The sequence below is a fragment of the Shimia sp. MMG029 genome, from assembly GCF_027947445.1.
Lineage (GTDB): Bacteria > Pseudomonadota > Alphaproteobacteria > Rhodobacterales > Rhodobacteraceae > Shimia.
The window spans coordinates 656,436-680,855 of sequence record NZ_JAQJIM010000001.1 but is presented as its reverse complement, the minus strand read 5'-3'; the positions used below and the strand labels follow the sequence as shown (position 1 = coordinate 680,855).

The following is a 24,420-nucleotide window of genomic DNA, read 5'->3' as shown; positions in this document are numbered from 1 at the left end:
CCTAAGGGCTTTTTATGGCTCCGGCGGTAGGGATCGAACCTACGACCAATTGATTAACAGTCAACTGCTCTACCGCTGAGCTACGCCGGAACATGTGTTTCTCTTGAGCAATCTCAGGAGTTGTCGCGGGGTATAACTTTGCTTTTCTGATACGTCCAGAGGCTTTCTTGAAGTTTTTTGAAAATCCGCAAAAATCTTTTACATCAGCTCAAACACAGCATCCGCAGACAGCGTACCTTGCGCCTTTACCCGATTTTTACCATGCAAATCAACAAGGTGTGCAAAGACATTACGAGTTGCGGCAGGCAGGAGCGCCGCAGGGGTTTCGACATAAATTTCGGCAGCCAGCGCGTCTGCTGTCGCAGGCCCAGTTCTCAATGCCTGAAGGATCTCTGCTTCGCGCCCCTGCCGGTGCGCCATAAGCCAATCAAGCCGCGCAGCAGGATTTTCGATTGGGGCCCCATGTCCCGCATGAAACACCCGCCAGTCACGCGCGCGCAGCTTTGCGCAGGAGGCCATAAAATCCGTCAGATCCCCATCTGGCGGAGACACCAGCGAACTGGCCCAACCCATGACGTGATCCCCACAAAAACACATATCTTCCATGGCGAGCGAAATGTGGTTGCCAAAATGCCCGGGTGTGTGAATCACCTCCAGTGCCCAACCGCGCCCACGCAGCACTTCTCCTTCACACACGACCCGATCCGGCAGAAAATCCGCATCCACCCCCTCGCCGCCGCCCGCGAGGCCACTGTCTGCCAGCGTCTGCATCACAGGACTGCGTCCGGCGTCCGCATCGCCATAGGCATAGGCATAGATTGGCGCGCCAGTTTCCTCTGACAGCGCTTTGGCCAATGGCGAATGATCAAGATGAGCATGTGTCACGATAATATGGGTTATCGTTTGCTCAGGTGTCAGAGCCGAAAGAATTGCGCGCAAATGGGCATCACTTTCAGGACCGGGATCGATCACTGCAATCTCTGAGCACCCTATCAGATAGGTGTTGGTGCCGCGAAATGTCATTGGCGAGGGGTTAGGCGCCAAGACCCGGCGGACATTCGCCTCCAATTGCGCCGCCACACCGGGTTCTGGGTTGAAAGCCAAGGTTTGCGCGTCCATGGTCGTCCTCTCGGGAGTGTCAATGACCAAGGTGTAGGCATGTTTTTTCGCTGGCTCAAACGATATCTGCCGCGCAGTCTCTACGGCCGCGCTGCCATGATCCTGATCCTGCCGGTCGTACTCCTTCAGGTTGTGGTGTCGTTCGTGCTTGTGAGCCGACACTTCGAAGGGGTGACAGAACAGATGACACGCGCGACCGTGCGTGAAGTTCAACTGGTGCTTGAAGCACTGGACGTGCAGGAAAGCCAACCCGACGCGCTGCCAACAGTTCTGGAAACGCTGAAAATCGTGCTGGTCCAGCCCGAGCGTCTTGCCACAAAGGACACGCGACTTTGGTATGATTTTTCTGGCATCATAATGACGCGAGATTTCAAGCTGCTGCTTCCCAGCGTGCGCGCGGTTGAGCTGGCAGATGACCGTATTGTCATTCTCAATTTGGATACGGCCCATGGCCTGATAAAGCTTATCTTTGATCGCAATCGCGTGTCTGCGGCCAACTCTCACCAGCTCTTTGTGAATATGCTGGTATTTGGCGCTTTGCTGACCTTTGTCGCCTATCTCTATCTCCGCAACCAATTGCGGCCAATCAAACGCTTGGCCGTGGCTGCAGAAGCGTTTGGACGCGGCCATTCGCTGCCGTATTCGCCGCGTGGCGCCACAGAAGTGCGCGCTGCAGGCAATGCCTTCTTGGACATGCGCGCCCGTATTGAACGCCAGATCGAACAACGTACCTTGATGCTGTCAGGTGTCAGTCATGACCTGCGCACCCCCCTCACCCGTTTCAAACTGGGTTTGTCGCTGCTCGATGATGAAGATCGGGAACCGCTGGAAAAAGATGTCGAAGAAATGCAGCGCATGCTGGATGCCTTCCTCGATTTCGCCCGTGGGGTTTATGCAGATGAAAGCGAAGCGACCGATCCCGTCGAGCTCGTGCAAAATATCGTCAGCGGCTACACCCGCAGCGGCGCAGACGTGACATTGCACACCTGTGATAACGGTGAAGAAATTCCGCTTCGCTCCGCCAGTGTGCGCCGCGCCGTGGACAACCTCATTGGCAACGCAATCCGCTATGGGTCGCGGGCTGACGTCTCTGTCGAAATGACCGACAAATACCTGCGCATCCGTGTCGAGGATGACGGCCCCGGCATTTCGCCTGAAAACTATGAGGAAGCGCTCAAACCCTTTGCCCGGCTTGAGCCAGCGCGCAACCAAAACAAAGGCATGGGGGTGGGTCTTGGCCTCTCCATCGCTGCTGATGTGGCACGCGCCCATGGCGGTATTTTAAGACTGGGTGAAAGCACCGCGCTGGGTGGCTTGCGGGCGGATCTGGTGCTGGGCCGCTAGGCCGGCTCAGCTTTACACCTGACGCCGAAGGCGATAGCAGTCAAAACCAAAGTCCTGCGACAGAAAAGACAGATAAAAGGAAGCGTTATGCGTATTGGAAACCGAGACATTGGCCCCAATCACCCGCCTCTCGTGATCGCAGAGATCGGTATCAATCATGGCGGCGATCTTGCCGTGGCCAAAGAGATGGTGCGCCTTGCTTCCCTGTCAGGCTGTGAAATGCTCAAACATCAGACCCACTTTGTGGATGATGAAATGACCGATGAGGCCAAACAGATTTTCCCGCCAAACGCAGATGTGTCGATCTGGGAAGTGATGGAGCAATGCGCGCTGTCCGCCGAAGATGAGTTGGAGCTCATGCGCTATACCGAAGAGCTCGGTATGATCTTCATCTCCACGCCATTTTCGCGCAAAGCTGCCGATTTTCTCGCCGAGGCCAATGTGCCTGCATTCAAGATCGGCTCTGGCGAAGCAGACAACCTGCCGCTGATCCGCCACATCGCGTCCTTTGGCAAACCAGTCATCATGTCCACGGGCATGCAGACGATTGAAACCATGCGCCGCTCTGTCGCGATCCTCGAAGAGGCTGGCGTGGAGTATGCGCTGCTGGAATGCACCAACCTCTACCCGTCCCCGCCCGAAATCGTTTCCTTGCGCGGTGTGACAGATCTGAAAGAGGCCTTCCCAAACGCGGTTGTTGGGTTCTCGGACCACTCCATTGGCCCGGAAATGGCGCTGGCCTCTGTGGCACTTGGGGCATGTATCCTGGAGCGTCATTATACCGACACCCGCTATCGTCAGGGCCCCGATATCATCAATTCGATGGACCCATCCGAGCTGCGCTTTTTGATCGAGCGTTCGCGCGAGATCTGGATTGCCGCCAACAACCCCAAACAACGCACCGAAGCCGAAGAACCCGTCTATGCCTTTGCCCGCGCCTCTGTTGTGGCCGACAAAGACCTGCCCGCGGGCCATGAGATCACTGAACAAGACATCTGGGCCCGCCGCCCCGGCTCCGGCGAAATTCCCGGCTATGACTTTGACAAAGTGGTCGGCAAAACACTCACAAAAGCGGTGACACGAAACACGCAGCTCAAGTGGGAAGATTTGGCGGGGTAAAGATCCTTACAACACGCAAGCGAGGACCGCACCAACGATTTAATGCGCAGCACAATAAGTGCTGCGCTTTTTTCATCAGGACTTTGTTCCGCCCCAAATTCCATATGTTTCTCGAAAATAGTCAATACAGGCGCGGTTCGCAGCGATGCGGTCATGCCCCATGTAGACGAACTTTCGAAGTGCGGCATCATTGCCTTCGTTCTTTGGCTCTTTTGAGCGCACCTTATTGTCGGTGTTCAACCAGATCGGAACACCGCGCCGTTCCAAACAGCCCGACAGCCATACATCGTCAACAGTCCAAAGCACGTCCGGAATGTCATAGCAGGCGTCGTCAAAAAACTCAGGCCGCACGAGCACCCCGCCCCAACCTTCAAGAATATCGACATACCCCGCGCTTAACGCTTTGCTTGGCTTCCATTTACCAAGGGTTGCGGCCCGCCTTACACGGTACTTCCAATCTTTGACCAAGAACTTTGCACGCGGTCCCCGGCTGCCCTGCCAACCATCATGCGCATACACCGGATTGTCTAGATGCCCGGCTTCCTCAACGATGCAGCAGTCAGGATGCGCTTTGGCCGCATCAACGTAACGCTGCGCCCATTGGTTGTCGTAAATCTTATCATCGTCGCAAAACAGGATTTGAACGTCCTGACCTGCATACTCGCGTGCCGCTGGCAATACTTTGGTTGCAGGTCCCAGGTCTTCGTCAATCAGGCGAAGATTGACACCTTCCGGGACCGCTGGAAGATCGGCCTTATCATACTCAAAGCGGCGATACTTGCGTGCCACGTAAAGATTGATCTCTGCGATATCTGCGGTCTGTTCTAAAAGGCGAGAAAGGTTCTTGGCCACGTACGGAAATCGCGGCGGCACGGTGGTGAGAGAAAGGATAAGCTTCGTCACGTCTTCAGTCCTCCAAAGAGCCACCAAAACCGACCCAGTAATCTACCATCCACGGCACCCGTCCACTCCCATAGTGTGGAAATCGATCCCAATTGCCTTTTGGAGGATTGATCAAGTCAATTGGACGCGGAATGCCATGAAAACAAAGGATCTTCGCGCTCGGAGGATTGGGGTGTTTGAAGCGATCAACCCCAAGAGGCTGACGCAGATGATACTTGAAACTTTGAATCCAATCGTCTGGCCAATATTGGATATCCCCAAACCCGAGCGAGCCAAATTCACCATGAAGGAAATCTTGCTCATTTTCATAGGTACTCAAATGACCATCCATATCCTTGAGGAGACGATCAACAACGGCACCCAAAGCGCCAATATCATAGGCAAAAATACCGGTCCCAGTCCGAGGTGCGCCTGACTTGTAGCGCCAGGGGCGAGAATCCAGACAAACAAAAGCGCCTGGGAACTCAAACATTTCAGCGAGGTCACCCGAAATAACCGTGTCGAGGTCTATAAACAGCGCCCGACCGTTCAATCCATACAGCTCCTCGGAAAATACAGCCAGTTTAGGCCACGCACCAGCGCCCCAAGCTGATTTTGGCAACCCCAGATCCGGAATCTCATAGGCTTCAATTCCATCTTCAAAACCTGAGCTGTCATCGGTGAGGCAAACAAAACGGAATGGCACAGACATATGTGCTTTGCAGGCATTATAGAGGACATTCACATACTCAGCTGAATACAGCGTCCCCCATTTCATGGTCAAAATGATGCGATCCAAATCAGCGACCTCCAGCCAAACCGTCCAAACAAGCCGCGATCCATCACGGCAACGTGTTCACATCTGCTACGCGCGCTGCATTTCGTTGTCCAGCACAGAACGAAAAAGACCTTCTCAGATGGCATTTAATTCATCCGCAGACTTCAGTCTGTAGTCTCTACACACGTGAAATTGCGTGCAGGCATCAGCTTGAGCTTCCCGTAGAGCTCAACTAGTGTTTTCTTCTGAAAGAACAAAGAAAATTGAGACTTCCATGACCCGCTCCTTGCTCTTCCTCACCGGAACGCGTGCCGATTTTGGCAAGCTGGAACCGCTCGCCATCGCGGCACGGGATGCAGGTTTCAAGGTGACGTTTTTCATCACCGGCATGCATATGCTGGCGCGCTACGGTATGACGAAGATCGAAGTGCACCGTATGCCCGGTGTCACCAAACACGAATTCCTCAACCAGCGTCCCGGGGATCCCCAAGATGTCATCTTGGCAAAAACCGTGATTGGGTTTTCGGACTACATCACCGAAACCAAACCTGATCTGGTTGTGGTGCATGGGGATCGCATCGAAGCGCTGGCAGGCGCTTTGGTCGCCGCCACGAACTACATTCCTTGCGCGCATATCGAAGGTGGTGAGGTGTCTGGCACCATTGATGAGATTTATCGCCACTGCAACACCAAGCTCTCCAGCCATCATTTTGTGAGCTCTGATGCCGCAAAAAACCGCGTGATGGCGATGGGGGAGCCCGAGGCTGCCGTGCATGTGATCGGCTCACCTGAGCTTGATTTTCACGCCGGGCCCTCCGGTGTCACACTTTATCAGGTCAAAGAGCACTACGACATTCCGTTTGAAGACTTCGGCCTTGTGACCTTCCATCCAGTCACCTCTGAACAGGCGACAATGGGTGCGCAGGCACAGGATTTGTTTGCCGAGCTGGAAGCCTCCGGCAAGAACTTTCTTGTGATCGCACCCAACAATGACCCGGGATCAGAAGACATCTTCAAAGTGCTGGAAACTCTGCCCACAGATCGCTTTCGCCAATATCCATCCATGCGGTTTAATCATTTCTCCGAACTTATGAAAAACGCCGCCTGTATGATTGGCAACTCCTCCGCCGGGGTGCGCGAAGCGCCGTTCCTCGGCTTGCCCTCATTGGATATCGGCACCCGTCAGACCAATCGCGCGCAGTCGAGCTCTGTGGTGTCCTGTGCCGCCTCAGACAGCGCTGCCATTCGCGACTTTTTGGCGACCCAATGGGGCAAGCCACATGCACCACACACAGGATTTGGCGAGGGCCATTCTGCCGACCGTTTTGTCGCGCTTCTGAACGATGAAACGTTCTGGGGGCAAGGTCTGCAAAAGGCCTTTCAGGACAACACCTAAAAGGCCCGCTGCTTCAGGACATGTCCATATTCACAAAGCCCGTCATGCGGCGGGCTTCCCAAGCGCGCGCAATCAACAGGCTGCTGTCCCTCATCCGGTCAAAACGCGGCATAAGCGGATTGCCTGATGTCTCCTGACCGCGTGCAAGCGCAAGGAAATCTCGCATCATATCCATGAACATGTCATTGCGTTCAAACACATAAGGCGTGACCTCTGCGCCCTGCCCTGTATCCTCAGACAAGCTTGGTGCAAGGAAATCCAGATCGACCATACGCGCCGCCCCGCGCAGCGCTGCTTTGCGCAAGGATACCGGCGAAACATAATCCATGGAGATGGTGCCCACCGCTCCGTTTTTTGCCACCACATCAACACGTGTGGCGAAATCAATCTGCGCAAAGTCCTTATGCGCCAGCGCGCGCACATCTGAAATCTCAAGCGGTCCCATCACCGCAAGCGCCAGATCCATTTCGTGACACAGGTCCATCAAAACCCCGCCGCCCTCAGGCTCTGCAGCATAACTCCCAGCAAAGGACCAGTTTTCGCGCCACTGGCGTACGTCATGGCCAATTTCAAAAGAAAACCCATAGGTCTGGCTCAGATCAAGCGCGGCCAGCGCCCGCACAGCCGGGTGATAGCGCATCATAAAGCCCACCATCGAACGTGCCGCAACTGGTGCAGCTGCATCATGGATCGCGTCTGCCTGTTCGACACGCCAAGCAAGCGGCTTTTCCGCATAAAACGGCCAATCCCGCGCGGCGCACATCTGGATCAGCTCCAGCCGGATCGGGGTGGAGGTGGCAATCACCACCGCCTCGATATCTTGGCGCACCTCAAAGGCAGCGCGGTCAAACCCGCGCCAGCCGATCAACTCTACAGCCTCCCCCAATGCGGCCAGATTGGCCGCATGACGTTTTCCTATGGAGCCTGCCCCGATGACGGCGATCACCACGCGGAGAAGCCCCCATCCACATTGACCATCTGCCCGGTCATGTGGCCTGCGTGTTTGCTGGCAAGGAACAGCATCACATCCGCGATCTCATCGGGCTGCGCCATGCGATCTTGCATGATCAGCGCGCCGACACGTTTCTGAAACTCCTCGGAATGCCCGTTGAACACCGCGCCCGGCGAAATTGTGTTCACCGTGGCATCACGCTTGGCCCAGTACCCTGCCAGCCAAACAGTCATGCCGTGAATGCCCGCTTTGGAAACACCATAAGCCGAGAAATTCTTGAACGGCATACCATCATAAATTGGATGATGCGCGCCATTGAGCGCATACATTGACGCCACATTGATCAGCGCGCTTGGGTATTTGCCCACGATGTCGCGATCCATCTGACGCGCTATCATGAATGCGCCAGTCAGATTGGTGCGCATGGTGCGTTCAAAGTCGTCCACGCTGGTATCAGCAAAATCAGGGAAAGGCTTACCAGCGCCCATCAGCATCTCACCCGTGATAGCCGCGTTGTTCAGCACCACATTGGGCTGCCAGCCATCCGCCATGACACGTTTGAAGATCTCGACAACTTCTTCTTCAACACCGACGTTCAAATCGTAGTAGCCAAAGTTCGGGTTGTCGCCATGTGTCTCCTTAAGCGCATCCGCCCGCGCGCCGGGCAGATCAGTGGCCACAACCTTTGCACCCACCTCCAACATACGCCGCACATAAGTGGAGCCCAAGACACCGCCAGAGCCTGTGATAAATACCGTGCGCCCGTCCAACTGTTTGTCCATCTCGCGGCCTCCTTCAGCCCTTGCTCTCAAGATACTCGCGAAGAAGCATCTCTACCAATCTGAAATCAAAGGGGGAATCGATATCAATGCAACGCTCAGGCGGCATTTCAAACGGGATCACCCGCCCTTCGTAAATTGTTTTTGCATCGCGCAGATAGTGTGGCGCGACAACATAGGTGGACGCCGCGTGCTCATAGACCGTCGGTGCAGCTTGGCGGGCCCAGACGCCACCAGGCAGCGGCTTACTGACATGCAGCGCACCAGTTTCATCCGGTTCCACGAGATTGAAATAGGGATTCTTACGCGCCTCACAAACACTCATGACCATGTCTGGCTGCTCTTTCAGAAAAAGCTCCAGCGCACCGGTGATATCCTCAGGCTGGCGCATAGGAGACGTGCAATCCAGATCCAGAAACGCGGTGGCAGGCTTCCCCGCCGCAGCTTCCCCTGCCTCCATCGCATGTTGCCAGACCCCCCATTTGGGCGCCTCATCCGTGGCGAGATGCGCAGGCCGCAGCCCAACCTCAAGCGCCCCCTTGGCAACGGCATGCTCATACATTTCTTCATCATCTGTCGACACGACCACCGCATCCACCATCGGGTGTTCAAACAGCTGATCCAGCGACCAATCGATCATTGGCTTGCCACACAAGTCTTTGAAGTTCTTGCGAACAACCCCTTTGGAGCCTTTCCGTGCTCCGATATGACCAAGGATCATAAATGCCTCTCCTCTGTAGCAAGCCTGCTGGGCGGGCGCATGACCACATGCGCGCAGTTGCCCTCAGCTTGTTACGCAAGCCCCGTTCACCACGCAACGCGAAACTGCCAAACGGGTTGCGTGGCAAATGCACAAAACATATGTATCGGCCAACTTCATGACGCAAAAAGATTGATTGCACCACTGATGGCTTCTTCCAAACGCACCTTTGCCCATTGGCTGACCGACGCCATCATTCGCGGCTTTTTGTCCGCGATGCACAGCCTGCCCTATGAGACGCGCATCACGCTGAGTGGCAAAGTCATGACCAAAGTGATCGCCCCTGTCACAGGCAACCGCCGCCGCATCCGCGAAAACCTCGCGCTGGTGATGCCCGAGCTGTCAGCGCAGGAGCGCGAGGCCATCGTGCGCGAAGTGCCCGAAACCATGGGCCGCATGCTGATGGAAATGTACTCGGCAAAAGAGTTTTCCGCGCGCGTTGCCACATACCCTATCACAGGCCCCGGTCTTGACGCTCTCAAAGCAGCGCAGGCAGAGGGCAAAGGCGCAATGCTGGTGACCGGACATTTCGGCAACTACCTCGCCGTGCGCGCCGCGCTTTTGGCCCAGGGCATTCAGGTGGCGGGACTCTATAAAAAAATGTCCAACCCATACTTCAATGATCACTACGTCGCCGCCATGGAAGATTTTGGAAAACCCGTCTTTGAACGCGGCCGCCGCGGCATGTCCGGCATGATCAAACATCTGCGCAGTGGTGGCTTTCTCGGAATCGTCCAAGACCAGCGTATCAATGACGCCCCGGTGATGGATTTCATGGGCAAACCCGCCCGCACGGCGACCTCAGCCGCGGAATTGGCGCTTAAGTTCAAACTTGATCTTGTCCCCTGCTATGGGGTGCGCCAACCGGATGGCACTTATGTCATACAGACAGAAGCGCCTGTACCGCACAGCTCCGCTGAAGAAATGACCGAAGCCCTCAATCACAGCCTGGAAGCGCTCATTCGTGCCTACCCTGGTCAATGGATGTGGACACACAACCGTTGGCGGGACGCTGGCAATGACACGAGCGAAGACCGTGCTCGGTCTAATTCCTGAGCAAACGCTGCAATTTCTTCACAAAATCATCCCATTTGCGCACTTTTTTGAACACCGCGTCGCGATAGCAAAGAGAATGGCCCAAAGATCAAGAGGCCGGATTTTGTTGCTACAGGAGAGAGTTGTGTTCCACGTCCGCCCATTTGAAGTCGCGAATTCTGCACGCCATGCCCGTTTGTTTGAGCTTTTGCGTCAACAAAACCTCGCAGTGCATCAAAAGAAGATGCGCGCCCGTCAAACGGTTGAACTCTTCAAAGATGACCACTTTGAATTTCGTGCAGAACGTTTGATGAAAAGCGCCACTGACTCCCTGCTCCGCAGCGCTTAAAAACAGCGTTATCCACGGAAACCGGTCGCAACCACAAATTTCTCAGAGCTGTCTGCGCGGCTGCTGGGGGGTTTCACGTTGGCAACTTTGGTGAACTTCTGCTTCAGCAGCTTTTGCAACTCGCCTTCCGCACCACCCGCCAGAACTTTGGCGACAAAGGTGCCGCCCTCTTCCAGCACGTCAAAGGCAAAGTAGGCGGCCGCTTCGCAAAGCGACATAATACGCAGGTGATCAGTTTGCTTGTGGCCAGAGCTTGCGGCAGCCATGTCGCTCATCACCACATCAGCCTTGCCGCCCAGCCACTCTTTCACCTTCACGTCGGCATCGTCTTCCATGAAGTCGAGCTGATGAATCTCACAGCCTGCAATGGCCTCAACTTCCTGAAGGTCGACCCCCAGAATGGTGCCAACTTTTTTGCCTGATTTTTCGCCAAGCGCGTTTACGCGTGGCACAGCGACCTGGCACCACCCGCCCGGCGCACAGCCAAGATCCACAACCCGCGCGCCCGGCACAAGAAAACGGTATTTGTCATCCAGTTCCATGATCTTAAATGCCGCGCGACCACGATAGCCCTCGGCCTTTGCGCGCAGCACATAGGGGTCATTCAACTGGCGCTGCAGCCAGCGAGTGCTCGACAATTTGCGCCCACGTGCCGACTTCACCTTTACGGTCAAATCGCGCTGTCCGCGCCCGGATGTGTTTTTGCCGGTCGGTTTCTTGGCCATCTTGCTCACCACTTCGCTTTGAAACAAAGCCTTCTAGTCATTTTTGCCGCCACTTCAAGCGGTCTTGCTTATTCAGAAAGGCCCGTCTTCCAACACGCCATCCGCGCTCATCTGCGCATAAAGCAGCCCTTCACGCAGACCGCGATCTGCCACAGAAAGCCGATCCGTCGGCCAACACCGCAAAAGCGCCTGCAAAATCGCCGACCCGCTCATGATCAAAGCCTGACGATCCTGTCCGATGCGCGGGTCATTGCGTCTGCCACGTGGTCCAAGATCCAGATAGCCCCGAATGACCTTGTCGATTTGCTCGCTGGTCATGCGCAGCCCGTCCACCTTGGTGCGGTCATACCGTCGCAAGCCCAGATGGCTCGCCGCCACAGTCGTCACCGTGCCACTGGTCCCGATGATCTGGAACCCTTCGCTCGGCGGCTCATCTTTATAAGGCGCAAATTCACTCAGGTTTTCTTCAAAGAACCAACTCATCAACGCAAATCGCCCGGCATCATCCTCAACATCGCGGAACTGATCCCGCAGTGTCGCAACCCCAAGGGGCACACTGATCCAGTCCACCACCTTTGCGGCCGGGAATGGGCTGTCAACTGTGTGGAACCCGCCACGCAAACGCATGATCGCGCGCGACCGCTCGATCGGCGGCACAGAGGACAGATCAATCCACACAAGCTCCGTTGACCCACCGCCAATATCCACGACCAAAAGTTGCTCGGTTTTCATGGACACCAAAGGCGCACAGCTGATCACCGCAAGACGCGCTTCTTCTTCGGCTTTGATAATCTCCAGCTGCAACCCTGTCTCACGCCGCACCTGCCGGACAAAATCCCGTGCGTTCTTGGCGCGGCGGCAGGCCTCTGTCGCCACCAAACGCATGCGTTTGACCTTATGACGCTTCAATTTCTGCTGGCAGATCCGCATGGCCTGAATGGTGCGTCTCATCGAGCCACGCGAAAGACGTCCGGTACTTTCCAGCCCGGACCCCAACTGGACAGACTTGCTAAAGCTGTCCACCACATGGATCTGACTGCCCTTTGGCTGGGCAATCAGCATGCGGCAACTGTTTGTGCCAAGATCCAGCGCCGCATAAAGCGTACTCGGATCAGGCGGTTTCGGCGCGGGGCTCTCAACCGGTTTTGGGAATGCGCCCGCACCTTTGGGACGCTTGGGCGCCATCGTCACGCCCTCCATTTCGTGTTGCCTCTAACCTAATCACTCCGTGCATTTCGCGCAATCCCTCCTGCGCGCCCCTCCTCCAAAGCTTGTGTGTTCCAAACCAATTGGCTGACACCTTCATCTTTTTCATGCAAAGATTTCACAGCCACGTGCATAGCCATATCTAGGCAAAATTGGCTACAACCGCCCCACAACAAAGCCCACAACAAACCCCTAGGTCGCGGAATGCTGTCTTCGTGTCGAAATTGAGACAAACCAAGACGCAACCCTGGCCTACGAAGGAACCACTGATACTGGAGGAATCAAACCTATGCCTGATGTCACTATTGTCTATTGGCGCGATATTCCTGCTCAAGTGATCGTTGGCAAAGGACGCCGAGGCGCGAAAAAACCTTTGGCAGAACGGTTTGAGCAAGCCATCGACCGAGCGGCAATGAAAGTTGGCGCATCTGACACGGATGCCTATCTTGCAGAATGGCGTAAGGCTGATCCCTACCCGGTAGAAGGAGAGCCGCAAGCGATCGTCGAACAAGAGGTCGCGCGGCTTGAGGCAGAATTCGATCAGGAGCGCATCAAAGCCCTGATCGCCAATGAAGGCTGGGCATGACACGCCCCTCGTTTTGGGAGGCCGCAATGGCTTTGTTGAATTTCAAACGTAAGAGCGAGGATGGCAAAACCACCTCACCTGAGATGGAAGCTTTCCTGAAAGGCTACTCTATCGAGGTAATGCCCCGCACCGCAGCAAAGGTCGACGATTTCCGCGTGCTGCTGCCGGAAGGCACCCGCGTCTATATCGCCCACATCGAAGGCACACCAATCGAGGATATGGTTGCCACTGCCAAGCGCATCAAAGGCGAAGGCTACGATGTGATGCCCCACTTCCCGGCACGCATCATCAAAGATAAGGCGACGCTGGAAAACTGGATCTCCATGTATCAGGGCGAAGCTGATGTGAAACAGGCGCTTCTGCTGGCCGGTGGCGTTGCCAACCCGCATGGCGATTTCTCCGATTCCATGCAGCTCCTAGACACGGGTCTGTTTGACAAAGCCGGTTTCACCAACCTGCACGTGGCTGGCCACCCAGAGCCGAACATGGACATCGACCCGGACGGTGGTCGCGCCAACACCTACGCCGCTCTGGACTGGAAACTCGAGTTCTCCAAACGCACCGACGCGGATATGGCACTGGCCACCCAGTTCTGCTTTGAGGCAGAGCCGGTGATCGAATGGGCCAACACCCTGAAAGAGCGCGGCATGACCCTGCCGATCCACATCGGTATCGCGGGCCCTGCCAAACTGCAGACCATGATCAAATTCGCCATTGCCTGCGGCGTTGGTCCGTCTTTGAAAGTGCTTCAGAAGCGCGCCAAAGACGTTTCCAAACTGCTGCTGCCGCATGAGCCAACCGAAGTTCTCGCAGGTCTCGCGGCCCACAAAGCGGCCAACCCGGATTTCAACATCGAGAAAGTCCACTTCTTCCCGCTTGGCGGCATTAAAACCAACGCCAACTGGGCAATCGAAAACGGCGGCGCCTCCACGCAGCCAGCCGCCCCACAAAGCACCTCTGTCTGACAGGATAAAACATGACCCGGACCATCATTGAATCACAAACAAAAACAGCGATCATGGGTTTTGATCAGCCGTTCACTGTTATCGGTGAGCGCATCAACCCAACCGGCCGCAAGATCCTGAACGCAGAGCTGGAAGCGGGCGATTTCTCCCGCGTGCAAGCAGATGCACTGGCACAGGTGGCCGCAGGCGCCACTGTTCTGGACATCAACTCCGGCGCGGTTTTCTCCAACAAAATGGCCGAAGACCCACGCTACGCGGACAACAACTTTGTTGAGCCTGACCTGATGCGCCAGCTGGTGGAAAAAGTGCAGGAAGTCACCGACTGCCCGCTCTGCATCGACAGCTCGGTTCCCGGCGCGCTTGAGGCCGGGCTGGAAGCCGCCAAAGGCCGTCCGCTGCTGAACTCCGTGACAGGCGAAGAAGAGCGTCTGGAAATCGTTCTGCCGCTGGTCAAGAAATACAACGTGCCTGTGGTGGCCATCTCCAACGACGACACCGGCATCTCCGAGGACCCAGAGGTCCGCTTTGCCGTGGCCAAAAAGATCGTTGAGCGCGCAGCTGACTTCGGCATCCCGGCCCATGACATCGTGGTCGACCCACTGGTGATGCCAATCGGCGCCATGGGCACTGCTGGCCTGCAGGTCTTTGAACTCAACCACCGTCTGCGCAACGAGCTGGGCGTGAACACCACCTGTGGTGCGTCCAACATCTCCTTCGGCCTGCCAAACCGTCACGGCATCAACAACGCCTTCCTGCCAATGGCAATGGCGACCGGCATGACCTCCGCGATCATGAACCCGGTTGCACTGCCTGTTGGCCCCAAAAAGCTGGCCGAGAAGAAAGCCGAAATCGCCGCCAAAGGGATCATCATCCCAGAGGACATGGATGACGAGACCTTCTGCGAAACCTTCGGTCTGGGCTCCACCAAAGCCCGCGCCGGCAAAGAGATGGAGGCCATCCGCGCCGCCAACTTCCTGACCAACAACGACGAAGGTGGTGCTGAGTGGATCAAATTCAACAAATCCCCTGCAGATGCAGCCGCAGGTGGCCGGGGCGGTCGCCGTCGCCGTCGCGCCTAAGCGCGCCTTAATATGACGAAAAAGCCCGCATCCTTTGATGCGGGCTTTTTTGTTTTATATGAAGGATTTATCCGCGCTTCTTAAGGTTGCGATAGTCGTCAGCTCCCACCGTGGGATCGTCACCTTCGCCAAACAGGCTGTGTTTCTGCACCTTTTGGGTGCCCGTCACCGGAACCTCTTGAACAAACCGTATCCACCCCGGAGCCTTGTAGTAGGCCAGTCGTGCAAAGCACCAATCAAACAGCTCCTGTGACAGGGACTCGCCCCGCGTACCAACCACCTGCACGCAGGCCATGACCTCTTCGTCGCGCATCTCGTCTGGCACAGCCACCACCGCCACACGCTCAACAGCCGGGTGATCCTGCAGACAAGCCTCAATCTCCGCCGCCGCAATGTTTTCACCAGACCGTCGGATGATATTTTTCTTTCGATCCACAAAGGTGATCATGTCCGTTTCATCCATCACCACCGTATCGCCGGTGTGAAACCATCCCCCACGCCAGGCTTCCTCAGTGGCCTCCGGAAGGTTGAGATAGCCAGAGAAAGCCCCCCGCCGCGGGGTCTCAGCACTGTAGCGCAGCACCATTTCGCCCGCCGTGCCGCGTGGCACCTCTTGATCGTCACCATCCACGACGCGCACGTCCAACCCCGGTTGCGGGCGACCCATTGCGCGAGTGTCGATCCGACGCGGCTCTTGATAGTCGCCCAGAATGCGGCACATCTCTGTCATGCCCCAGACCTCGATCAGTGGAAATCCAAAGCGCTCTTCAAACGGACGGTGCAGCGTGGGCTCTACCCCTGCCCCAACAGCGAACTGAACCTTATGTTTCTTCTCCCAGTCCTCTGGTGCGCGGTTCATCAGGGCTGGAATGATGATCCCCAGATAATGTGCGGCCGTGGCGCCGGTTTCCGCCAATTCGCGCCACCACGCACTGGCCCGGAACCGCTCAGGCGTAATCTGCGCGCTGCCGGTTTCAATCACCGCCATGAACAACAGGATCGCGGCGTTCACATGAAACAGCGGCAGCGGGCAATAAACCTTGGTCACCCCCGCTTCAAATTGGATAAGCCCCCCACGAGAGGCATACCACTGCCCCATCTCCACCTCATAGCCATGGCTCAGCATACAGCCCTTGGGCCGCCCTGTGGTGCCGGAGGTGTAGATCAGGCTGGCTTCGGTCTCTTGTGTAATCGGGCCGTCCTTGGGCGCAGCGGTCTTGCTCTGGGGCAAAGCCGGCAGCGTTGTGCCCATTTCCACGATCTGCACATCCAGACCGCTCTCCGCAATCCCCGCTTCCATCAGCGCGCGCTGCTCTCGCACCACAAGTGCCAATTCCGCGCCGCTGTCTTGCAATAGATAGGCCACCTCGGCCGGGCGGTAATCCGGGTTCACAGGCACCCAGCTGATGCCAAGCTCTGCCAAAGCGAGCTTCAAAATGAGCATCTCCGGCCGGTTTTCCAAAAGCGCCGCAATCCGGTGCCTATGGCCATATCCCGCAGCTTTCAGTGTGGCCACCATTGCATCAACTTGCGCGCGCGCCTCAGCATAGGAGCACAGATAGCCGTCCGGGTGATAGGCCCGTTCAGAATTCGCTGGAACCTGCAAAAATAGCTTGTCCGCATAGGTCTTTGCCCGCGCGGCAAACAGCCCGCCGATCGTCATGCTCATCGGAACTCCTCCTTATTCGTGACGCGGGACTTTAACGGCGCAAACTGTGAGCGCAATCACCGTAGAAACACCTACGCGGCAGCACTCTCGCGGGATTTCTGTGCATCCATCAACTGGCCGTTGAATTCAGCGCCAAGAACAAAGATCGCTGACAACAAATAGAGATAGACCAAGGTCGACATAATCCCGGCAAGCCCGGCATAGGTGACCGAATAGGTGGCAAAGCTGCTGAGGTAAAAAGCAAAGCCCTTGGACACCGCCCACCACAGAAACATGCACAGCACAATTCCGGGCACAAGCTCACGCGTGCTGTGCGATACACCCGGCAACCATTTGTGACACGCAAAGAGAAAGAACACCGATATAGATAGGGTGACCAACTGCCGAAACTGTTCATTGCTCAGGATCGACTGACTGAGCCAAGGCACAAGATCATCGAAATAATGCACCGCAAGCGGAACCACCACATTGATGGAACCTGCCACAACGATCACGCAGGACCCGGCAAGCACGAACAAAATCGACAGTGCGCGCGTCTTCCAGAATGGGCGTGGATCTGTGTCACGATAGGCGTCTGTGATCACCAGTCGAATGGCCTGCACACCGTTTGACGCAAAAAAGATCGCCAGAACAGCGCCAAACGTCAGCGTCGAACTGCCCGCCTGTAGCACCGCGCGCAACTCACTCTCGATCGAATTTGCAATCGCATCCGGCCAGGCACCAATGGCAAACGCAATGACATCATCAATATGGCTTTCCGGGCTCAGAGCCCCCGCCAGGGAAAGTGCAAACAGGCAGAACGGAAAAATGGCCAACAAAAACGACAAAGCCAGATGCGAACTGCGCATCGCGCCGCCCTTGGCCCCAAATCGGCGAAGTGCTTCAAAAAAATTTTGCAAGACCGTCACCGGTGTCACCCAAAAATAGCTTATCAAACATTTCGGATAATAGGCTGAACTCAATGGACTTTCCAGCACACTGGATCGCTGCATCGTGTAGGATGTCGTCAACATTCGTCATTGTGTAAAGTTTTAGACAAATACCATTCAAAACTGGGAACATTCTAAAAGGATATTTTCAGAAAGTGAGTCTATCCGTGGTGTCACACGAAAGATGCGGCCTGGGGTAACAGCCAACTCTTTCCAAAGACGCCACACAGCTCCCTCTCCAATACCGCTGCGTGGCCACGATCAGCTGGCGCACACCCTCCCTCCCTGTGGCGCTGGCTGGGGCAAGATCGCTCAGCCTTGGCGATTTTGCAATGTCTGCGCCCAAGCCAGACCACTCACAAAGCAAGGCATGTGCCGGTTCCTTTTCAGGAGCCGGCACCTTTCTTTGAACATGTGTGACCTAACCGGCGCGCAGGCTGCTCAATTCGCGTTGAGAAACGCCTTAATGTCGCCCCGCGTCTGCGCCATGTCTCTGCCCTTTGGTGCTGGGATTTCACCGGCATCTGCCAACTCTTCCACCAGCGCGCGGTAGGTTTCCAGATAGTTTTCAGGCAAGTTGTGCGCGACCCCCTGATGGCAATCAATACAGGTCAGCCCCTCATCCAACGCCTGCTGGTGATTGGCCGCCGCACGATTTTCCTGAATGGTGAAATCCATATATTCGAAATTGTGGCAGTTGCGGCATTCGCGACTGTCAGATTTCTTCATCTTCACCCAGGATTGCGACGCCATGCCAAGGCGATGCGCATCATATTTTTCCTGCGTGTCAATTGTACCAACCAGCGTGTGATACACGTCTTTGCTGGCAAGAACCTTCGCCTTAATCTTGTGTTGCCATTCTTTCGGCACATGGCAATCCGGACAGGTGGCACGCACGCCGGAGTGGTTGTTGTAATGCACCGTCTCTTTGTATTCCGCAAAGTTCCGCTCCATCTCATGGCAGGAAATGCAGAACTCTTCGGTGTTTGTCAGCTCCAGCGCCCAATGAAAGCCGCCCCAGAACAGGATCCCGCCCACAAAGCCGCCAATCAGCAACCCACCCATCGAAAACGTTGTGGCGGGTGAGGTCAGCAGTCGAAAGGCGCGCCGGAAAAAGCCGGGTTTCTTGCCATGATCAGACATGTCTCAACTCCTTCTTTCTGGCGTCACTGCGAGGGCACAAAGGTGCTCTCCACGAGCGGAGGCGTGTTGGCCTGTGGCACATGGCACTGATTACAGAACCAGCGTGTGCCCGCGACCGCATCCAGCTGTTGCCCATCGCGATCAAGGTAATGCGTCATCGAAAGCGTTGGCGCACCACGGTCGCCTGCATTGCTCCAGTCATGGCAGGCCAAACACTGGTTTGCGCTCAAATCAATTTGGTATTGATCAATCGAATGCGGGATCAGGGGCGGCTGTTGGCGATAATTGCGCACAAATCGGCGGGTTTCCTGATGCAGTACCTCGTCAATCCGGTTGATGTGGTCCAGCGGATCATTGCGAAGCGCCTTCACGGTCCCGGCCTGATCCGCCACCGCAACGCCGCTGATCACCACCACCGCAATGACTGCCAAAGCGCTGACATAATTGTATTTTTTCATCTTACAATCTCCGTAGCTTGCGAGGGATGGCGCGTGGCCGCCCCCGCGCTGGCTATGCGGGCGCACACGTCAGGCGCGCTCCACCTTGCAGGCACATTTCTTGAAGTCCGTTTCCTTGGACAGTGGACAGGTCGCATCCAGCGTCAGCTTGTTGATCAACTGGCCTTCGTCAAACCAAGGCACAAACACCACGCCGCGTGGCATCTTGTTGCGCCCACGCGTCTCCACCCGGCTGTGCATCTCGCCACGTCGGGTGGAAATCGTGATTTCCTGCCCGCGTCGCAAACCCCGATCTTTGGCATCATCAGGATGCATAAACACCTGCGCATGGGGATAGGCACGGTGCAGCTCTGGCACCCGCCGCGTCATTGACCCTGAATGCCAATGCTCCAGCACACGGCCCGTCACAAGCCACATATTGAACTCTTCATCCGGGCTTTCCGCAGGTGGCTCATAAGGCGCAAAGATGATGTTGGCCCGGCCATCTTTGTTGCCGTAAAACCGAACGCCTTCGCCCTCTTTCACATAGGGGTCATACCCTTCGCGGAAGCGGTACAGCGTCTCCTTGCCATCCACCACGGGCCAGCGCATGCCGCGCACTTCATGATAGCGTTCAAACTCTGCCAGATCGTGGCCATGGCCACGTCCAAAGGTGGCATATTCCTCAAACAGACCTTTCTGCACGTAAAAGCCAAAATCCTCAGATTCCGCATTGGCAAAGCCTTCCGCCGTTTCAGACAGCGGGTATTTGTCAACCTGCCCATTGGCAAAGAGCACCTCAAACAGGGTCTTGCCCTTATACTCTGGGTTCGCCGCCAAAGTCTCCGCAGGCCAGACCTCATCTGTGGTGAAGCGTTTGGAGAATTCCATCAACTGCCAGAGGTCTGATTTTGCCTCCCCCGGTGCATCCACCTGTTGCCGCCAGAACTGCGTGCGCCGCTCTGCGTTGCCAAAGGCGCCTTCTTTCTCGACCCACATGGCGGTGGGCAGGATCAGATCAGCGGCAATCGCCGTGACTGTTGGATAAGGGTCAGACACCACAATAAAGTTGTCGGGATTGCGGTATCCCGGATACCCTTCTTCGTTCATGTTGGGCGCAGCTTGCATGTTGTTGTTCACCTGCACCCAATAGGCGTTGATCTTGCCGTCTTTCAGATCACGGTTCTGCTGCACCGCATGAGATCCAGGCTTGGCATTCAAAATGCCACTTGGCAGCTTCCACTTCTTCTCAGCAATCGCACGGTGCTCATCATTGTTCACCACCATGTCCGCAGGCAAACGGTGCGCAAAAGTACCAACCTCTCGCGCCGTACCACAGGCAGACGGCTGCCCGGTCAGTGAAAACGGTGAATTGCCCGGCTCAGAGATTTTGCCCGTCAACAGATGCACGTTATAGCACAGCCCGTTCACCCAAGAACCGCGCGTATGCTGGTTGAACCCCATGGTCCAAAGACTCATCACCTTGCGATTGGGATCAGCATATTGCTCTGCCAGCCGCAACAGGTTGCTTTCTGGGACACCGGACAGTTCGCTCACCGACTCCAGCGTGTAGTCGCTGACATATTTTTTATAGGCTTCAAAATCGATCGCTTCCATCTTCCCGCTGTTGGGATTGGCTGCCGCCTGTTGCAACGGGTTTTCATCCCGCAGCCCATAGCCAATATCGGTGGTCGCTTTTTTGAAGTTGGTGTGGTTGTTCACAAAGTCCCAGTTCACCGCGTCGTTTTCGATGATGTAATGCGCTATGAAATTCAGGATCGCGAGATCGGTCTGCGGCGTGAAAATCATGCCATTGTCCGCGAGCTCAAAGGAGCGATGCTCAAATGTGGAGAGCACATGCACCTGCGCATCCGGCTTGGTCAGGCGGGTGTCGCTGATGCGGGACCACAAAATGGGGTGCATCTCCGCCATGTTGGAGCCCCAAAGCACAAAAGTGTCCGCCGCCTCAAAATCATCGTAGCAGCCCATAGGCTCATCAATGCCAAAGGCCCGCATGAACCCGACAACGGCAGAGGCCATACAATGGCGTGCATTCGGGTCGATGTTGTTGGACAGAAAGCCCGCCTTCATAAGCTTGGCAGCGGCATAGCCTTCCCAAACCGTCCATTGCCCAGAGCCAAACATCCCGACCCCAGTCGGGCCTTTGTCTTTCAGGGCGGCTTTGAACTTTTCTTCCATGATGTCGAAGGCTTCATCCCACCCCACTGGGGTGAACTCACCATCTTTGTCATAAACCCCATTGGTCTTGCGTAGCATCGGCTGGGTCAGGCGGTCTTCCCCATACATGATCTTGGAAAGGAAATAGCCCTTGATGCAGTTCAGCCCCCGGTTCACCTCCGCCTTAGGATCGCCCTGAGTGGCAACCACGCGACCATCCTTAACCCCAACAAGCACAGAGCACCCCGTGCCGCAAAAACGGCACGCTGCCTTGTCCCATCGGATATCGGGCGTACCCACCTGGGCCTGCGCCTCCTTGGGCAATGTGATCCCAGCGGCGGAGGCTGTCGCCGCCGCGGCCGAAGCCTTAAGAAAGGAACGTCGGGATGTTGGCAATGTCATGGCTACCCCTCCTTCAGAGCGCTTGGGCGGTTGCTGTCGCTGCACCGCCCTGTTCGAAATGGTGATAGGTCAGCGTGATCGTGATCACGCCCGGAATTTGATGCATGCCCATGATGATCTCAGAGGCGCGCTGGGTCTCGGTATCCTCAACCGTTGTCACAATGCGCCCCCCCTCTGCGGCATGCACATCGCACCCCTCCAGAGCCTCTATTTCGGCCATAATGTGTGAAACGCGCTCAGGTATCGCGTGAACGAGGCATCCGCAGATATTGTACATTTTGAAACTCGCTGGCTTGAGAAAGGCTGGCTGATGAAATGTCATCTGTGGCCGAGGTGGCCACTGGTTTTTGAAGCGTCAGCGCATCGGCTGGACAAGGCGCAACACAGGCCCCACATCCGATGCAGTCGTTTAGATCAATCAAGGGCTGCGCTCTGCCGCCCGTCATTGGGCGAAACCGAATGGCCGCCGCATCACAGTGATCTTCACAGGTGCGGCACATGATACCTTGCACGGACAAACAACTGTCGCCCACAACGGCACGCACATCCCAACTCTGGGCAGGCAATATCGCGTCTTCCGCACAGACATCTGCGCACACGTTACAAAAATCACATCCACGCGCAGAAACATCAACAGATGGAAAGCCATCTGGGTCAGCTGTGATGATCGCTTGCGGGCAAGAGGCCGCACAGTCACCGCAATGTGTGCATGTGTCTTCAAACGCCCCGGCTTCCAAAGCACCCGGTGGCCGCAAAACATCCGCATAGATCATGCGCCCCCGGAGAAGGGTTCTGCGTTCAGGCGAATGTTGCAGTTCAGACGTCACATACCCACCGTAGAAAAACTGTATCGGTCGAAAATTCGTTAGTCCGGTCTTGTGCCTCAACGAGGCCTGCGTTTCTCCCCCCGATCAGGGGGGCTTCGAATTCATGCGTTCATCCCGAGATCACATCCATCAATCCCAACAAAAACAAGCAGCTAAAGAAACGCTCCCTTCACTATAGCTCAGGCTTTAAGTGTGTCAAACGGTCGCACACAAGCAGCCCTAATTTTTCCGGATCCGTTTAGCCATCCCCGAGCCAGTTCCAACCCACGCAGCACCGAACTGGCGCCAAGGTTTATTCGGCCCCAAGGCCTCAATACGACGCAAGGTCGCCTTTCACATTCCCGCTTCAACTCACGAAAATTGTTTGTTTCACTCGACCTGAACAGGCCAAAATGGGCAGCATAATACGTTACGTTTTATGGCATACTTGAAATTTATGGTAACTTTATGTTGCGACGAATCAAACCTCGGCCTACGAAAACACGAGGGTTGCAGCATAAAATCGACAGCAGTGATCCTGGGAGGATACATGACCGACGCTTTTATCTGTGACGCAACGCGCACCCCAATTGGCCGCTACGGCGGAGCGCTCTCTTCTGTGCGCACAGACGATCTTGCCGCCGCCCCCATTGCCGCATTGATGGCCCGCAATCCGCAGGTGGATTGGGCTGCACTGGATGACGTGATTTTCGGCTCTGCCAATCAGGCAGGCGAAGACAACCGCAATGTCGCGCGCATGGCCGCCCTGCTCGCGGGCCTGCCCACCGACGTGCCCGGCACCACAATCAACCGTCTCTGCGCCTCGGGAATGGATGCGGTTGGCATGGCCTCGCGCGGTCTGCGCGCGGGCGACTACGACATGGCGATCGCAGGCGGCGTGGAAAGCATGTCGCGCGCACCGTTCGTGATGCCCAAAGCCACCACCGCGTTTTCGCGCGCCAATGAGGTGTTTGACACAACCATTGGCTGGCGCTTTGTGAACCCGAAGATGAAGGCGCTCTACGGTATCGACAGCATGCCGCAAACCGCCGATAACGTGGCCGCAGACCACAACATCAACCGCGCAGATCAGGACGCATTTGCCGCCCGGTCCCAGGCGCGCTGGGCGGCTGCTCATGACGCCGGGTACTTCGCTGAAGAGATCACCCCGGTGACCATTCCCCAGCGCAAAGGCGATCCGCTGATCGTCGACACCGATGAACACCCCCGCCCCGGCACCGATGCTGCCAAACTCTCAAAACTGCGCGGGGTGAACGGGACTGACCTCACCGTCACCGCAGGCAATGCCTCCGGCGTCAACGACGGCGCCGCCGCGCTCCTGATGGCGACTGAAGCCGCTGCCGCCGCCAACGGGCTCACTCCGATGGCCCGCATCGTGGGTATGGCCGCCGCAGGCGTTGAACCACGTGTGATGGGGATCGGCCCGGTGCCTGCCACGCGCAAAGTATTGAAACGCACAGGTCTCACCATCGACCAGATGGATGTGATAGAATTGAACGAGGCTTTTGCGGCACAGGGTCTCGCGTCGCTGCGCGCACTCGGCGTGGCCGACGATGCGCCCCATGTGAACCCGAACGGCGGCGCTATTGCCATCGGCCACCCGCTTGGCATGTCTGGCGCGCGTCTCGTCCTCTCTGCCGCCTATCAACTCAAACGCACCGGCGGCCGCTACGCGCTTTGCACCATGTGCGTGGGCGTAGGCCAAGGCACCGCACTCATTCTCGAAAGGGTCTAGCCACCGCCAGACCTGCATCCCTGAGG

Annotated in this window: 24 protein-coding genes and 1 tRNA gene; 9 read left to right on the top strand and 16 right to left on the bottom strand. The window is 56.3% G+C overall.

The features are described 5' to 3' along the window. Window positions 1-15: 15 nt before the first annotated feature. Window positions 16-90 (bottom strand) — tRNA-Asn (locus PJL69_RS03300). A 108-nt stretch (window positions 91-198) separates the two neighbouring features. Beyond that, window positions 199-1,119, bottom strand: a complete 921-nt coding sequence (locus tag PJL69_RS03295) for an MBL fold metallo-hydrolase (protein WP_271308379.1) — start codon at window positions 1,117-1,119, stop codon at window positions 199-201. 39 nt (window positions 1,120-1,158) lie between these two features. Between PJL69_RS03295 and PJL69_RS03290 the strand changes: the two genes are divergently transcribed. Both PJL69_RS03290 and PJL69_RS03285 read left to right on the top strand, forming a co-directional pair. Then, window positions 1,159-2,463 (top strand): ATP-binding protein, encoded by a 1,305-nt coding sequence (locus tag PJL69_RS03290; protein ID WP_271308378.1) that lies wholly within the window; start codon window positions 1,159-1,161, stop codon window positions 2,461-2,463. Window positions 2,464-2,550: 87 nt separating this feature from the next. Next, window positions 2,551-3,582 (top strand): N-acetylneuraminate synthase family protein, encoded by a 1,032-nt coding sequence (locus PJL69_RS03285; protein WP_271308377.1) that lies wholly within the window; start codon window positions 2,551-2,553, stop codon window positions 3,580-3,582. A gap of 75 nt (window positions 3,583-3,657) precedes the next feature. Here PJL69_RS03285 and PJL69_RS03280 read toward each other — a convergent pair whose 3' ends face one another. Together PJL69_RS03280 and PJL69_RS03275 are read right to left on the bottom strand one after the other, a co-directional pair. Beyond that, window positions 3,658-4,485, bottom strand: a complete 828-nt coding sequence (locus tag PJL69_RS03280; RefSeq protein ID WP_271308376.1) for a glycosyltransferase family 2 protein — start codon at window positions 4,483-4,485, stop codon at window positions 3,658-3,660. 4 nt (window positions 4,486-4,489) lie between these two features. Continuing rightward, window positions 4,490-5,263 carry a hypothetical protein gene (locus PJL69_RS03275; protein WP_271308375.1) on the bottom strand — a complete coding sequence of 258 codons (774 nt, stop codon included), beginning with the start codon at window positions 5,261-5,263 and terminating at the stop codon, window positions 4,490-4,492. A gap of 253 nt (window positions 5,264-5,516) precedes the next feature. On the opposite strand from PJL69_RS03275, the gene neuC reads away from it, so the two are divergent. Beyond that, window positions 5,517-6,638, top strand: coding sequence for a UDP-N-acetylglucosamine 2-epimerase (gene neuC / locus PJL69_RS03270; protein WP_271308374.1), 1,122 nt, complete (start codon window positions 5,517-5,519; stop codon window positions 6,636-6,638). A gap of 13 nt (window positions 6,639-6,651) precedes the next feature. Here neuC and PJL69_RS03265 read toward each other — a convergent pair whose 3' ends face one another. From PJL69_RS03265 to PJL69_RS03255, 3 genes are read right to left on the bottom strand one after another with little or no spacing between them, the layout of a single operon-like run. Further along, the gene (locus PJL69_RS03265) at window positions 6,652-7,587 is read right to left on the bottom strand and encodes a Gfo/Idh/MocA family protein (protein WP_271308373.1); all 936 of its coding nucleotides are present in this window, start codon (window positions 7,585-7,587) and stop codon (window positions 6,652-6,654) included. Next, entirely contained in the window at window positions 7,581-8,372 is a 792-nt protein-coding gene (locus PJL69_RS03260) for an SDR family NAD(P)-dependent oxidoreductase (protein WP_271308372.1), read from the bottom strand. Before PJL69_RS03260 ends, PJL69_RS03265 begins: the two co-directional genes overlap by 7 nt. Before the next feature lie 13 nt (window positions 8,373-8,385). Next, complete coding sequence (locus tag PJL69_RS03255; RefSeq protein ID WP_271308371.1) at window positions 8,386-9,090, bottom strand: acylneuraminate cytidylyltransferase family protein; 705 nt, start codon at window positions 9,088-9,090, stop codon at window positions 8,386-8,388. Between the two features lie 186 nt (window positions 9,091-9,276). Here PJL69_RS03255 and PJL69_RS03250 point away from each other — a divergent pair, with 186 nt between their 5' ends. Then, window positions 9,277-10,185 (top strand): lysophospholipid acyltransferase family protein, encoded by a 909-nt coding sequence (locus PJL69_RS03250; RefSeq protein WP_271308370.1) that lies wholly within the window; start codon window positions 9,277-9,279, stop codon window positions 10,183-10,185. Further along, a complete protein-coding gene (locus PJL69_RS03245; RefSeq protein ID WP_271308369.1) occupies window positions 10,148-10,513 on the top strand; it encodes a hypothetical protein in 366 nt (121 codons plus the stop codon). The genes PJL69_RS03250 and PJL69_RS03245 overlap by 38 nt, the downstream gene beginning before the upstream one ends. Window positions 10,514-10,521: 8 nt before the next feature. On the opposite strand, the gene PJL69_RS03240 is transcribed toward PJL69_RS03245, so the two are convergent. Together PJL69_RS03240 and PJL69_RS03235 are read right to left on the bottom strand one after the other, a co-directional pair. After that, on the bottom strand, window positions 10,522-11,238 hold the full coding sequence (locus tag PJL69_RS03240) for an RlmE family RNA methyltransferase (RefSeq protein WP_271308368.1): 717 nt from the start codon (window positions 11,236-11,238) through the stop codon (window positions 10,522-10,524). A gap of 72 nt (window positions 11,239-11,310) precedes the next feature. After that, window positions 11,311-12,423: a Ppx/GppA phosphatase family protein gene (locus PJL69_RS03235; protein WP_209096714.1), complete on the bottom strand. Its 1,113-nt coding sequence runs from the start codon at window positions 12,421-12,423 to the stop codon at window positions 11,311-11,313. 310 nt (window positions 12,424-12,733) lie between these two features. Between PJL69_RS03235 and PJL69_RS03230 the strand changes: the two genes are divergently transcribed. From PJL69_RS03230 to PJL69_RS03220, 3 genes are read left to right on the top strand one after another with little or no spacing between them, the layout of a single operon-like run. Continuing rightward, the gene (locus PJL69_RS03230) at window positions 12,734-13,030 is read left to right on the top strand and encodes a virulence factor (protein ID WP_209095654.1); all 297 of its coding nucleotides are present in this window, start codon (window positions 12,734-12,736) and stop codon (window positions 13,028-13,030) included. 26 nt (window positions 13,031-13,056) lie between these two features. After that, window positions 13,057-13,995, top strand: coding sequence for a methylenetetrahydrofolate reductase (locus PJL69_RS03225; protein WP_271308367.1), 939 nt, complete (start codon window positions 13,057-13,059; stop codon window positions 13,993-13,995). An 11-nt stretch (window positions 13,996-14,006) separates the two neighbouring features. Further along, a complete protein-coding gene (locus PJL69_RS03220) occupies window positions 14,007-15,074 on the top strand; it encodes a methyltetrahydrofolate cobalamin methyltransferase (protein ID WP_209095652.1) in 1,068 nt (355 codons plus the stop codon). Between the two features lie 67 nt (window positions 15,075-15,141). Here PJL69_RS03220 and PJL69_RS03215 read toward each other — a convergent pair whose 3' ends face one another. From PJL69_RS03215 to PJL69_RS03185, 7 genes are all read right to left on the bottom strand, one after another. Then, on the bottom strand, window positions 15,142-16,743 hold the full coding sequence (locus PJL69_RS03215) for an AMP-binding protein (RefSeq protein ID WP_271308366.1): 1,602 nt from the start codon (window positions 16,741-16,743) through the stop codon (window positions 15,142-15,144). Window positions 16,744-16,814: 71 nt separating this feature from the next. Continuing rightward, window positions 16,815-17,735, bottom strand: coding sequence for a YihY/virulence factor BrkB family protein (locus PJL69_RS03210; protein ID WP_271308970.1), 921 nt, complete (start codon window positions 17,733-17,735; stop codon window positions 16,815-16,817). Between the two features lie 378 nt (window positions 17,736-18,113). Continuing rightward, a complete protein-coding gene (locus PJL69_RS03205) occupies window positions 18,114-18,815 on the bottom strand; it encodes a NapC/NirT family cytochrome c (protein ID WP_271308365.1) in 702 nt (233 codons plus the stop codon). Window positions 18,816-18,838: 23 nt separating this feature from the next. Next, window positions 18,839-19,273 carry a nitrate reductase cytochrome c-type subunit gene (locus PJL69_RS03200; protein WP_271308364.1) on the bottom strand — a complete coding sequence of 145 codons (435 nt, stop codon included), beginning with the start codon at window positions 19,271-19,273 and terminating at the stop codon, window positions 18,839-18,841. A 69-nt stretch (window positions 19,274-19,342) separates the two neighbouring features. After that, window positions 19,343-21,832, bottom strand: coding sequence for a nitrate reductase catalytic subunit NapA (napA, locus tag PJL69_RS03195; protein WP_271308363.1), 2,490 nt, complete (start codon window positions 21,830-21,832; stop codon window positions 19,343-19,345). Between the two features lie 13 nt (window positions 21,833-21,845). Continuing rightward, window positions 21,846-22,052 (bottom strand): chaperone NapD, encoded by a 207-nt coding sequence (locus tag PJL69_RS03190; protein ID WP_271308362.1) that lies wholly within the window; start codon window positions 22,050-22,052, stop codon window positions 21,846-21,848. A 16-nt stretch (window positions 22,053-22,068) separates the two neighbouring features. After that, window positions 22,069-22,605, bottom strand: a complete 537-nt coding sequence (locus PJL69_RS03185; protein ID WP_271308361.1) for a ferredoxin-type protein NapF — start codon at window positions 22,603-22,605, stop codon at window positions 22,069-22,071. A gap of 583 nt (window positions 22,606-23,188) precedes the next feature. Here PJL69_RS03185 and pcaF point away from each other — a divergent pair. After that, on the top strand, window positions 23,189-24,394 hold the full coding sequence (gene pcaF / locus PJL69_RS03180; RefSeq protein WP_271308360.1) for a 3-oxoadipyl-CoA thiolase: 1,206 nt from the start codon (window positions 23,189-23,191) through the stop codon (window positions 24,392-24,394). Window positions 24,395-24,420: the final 26 nt, after the last annotated feature.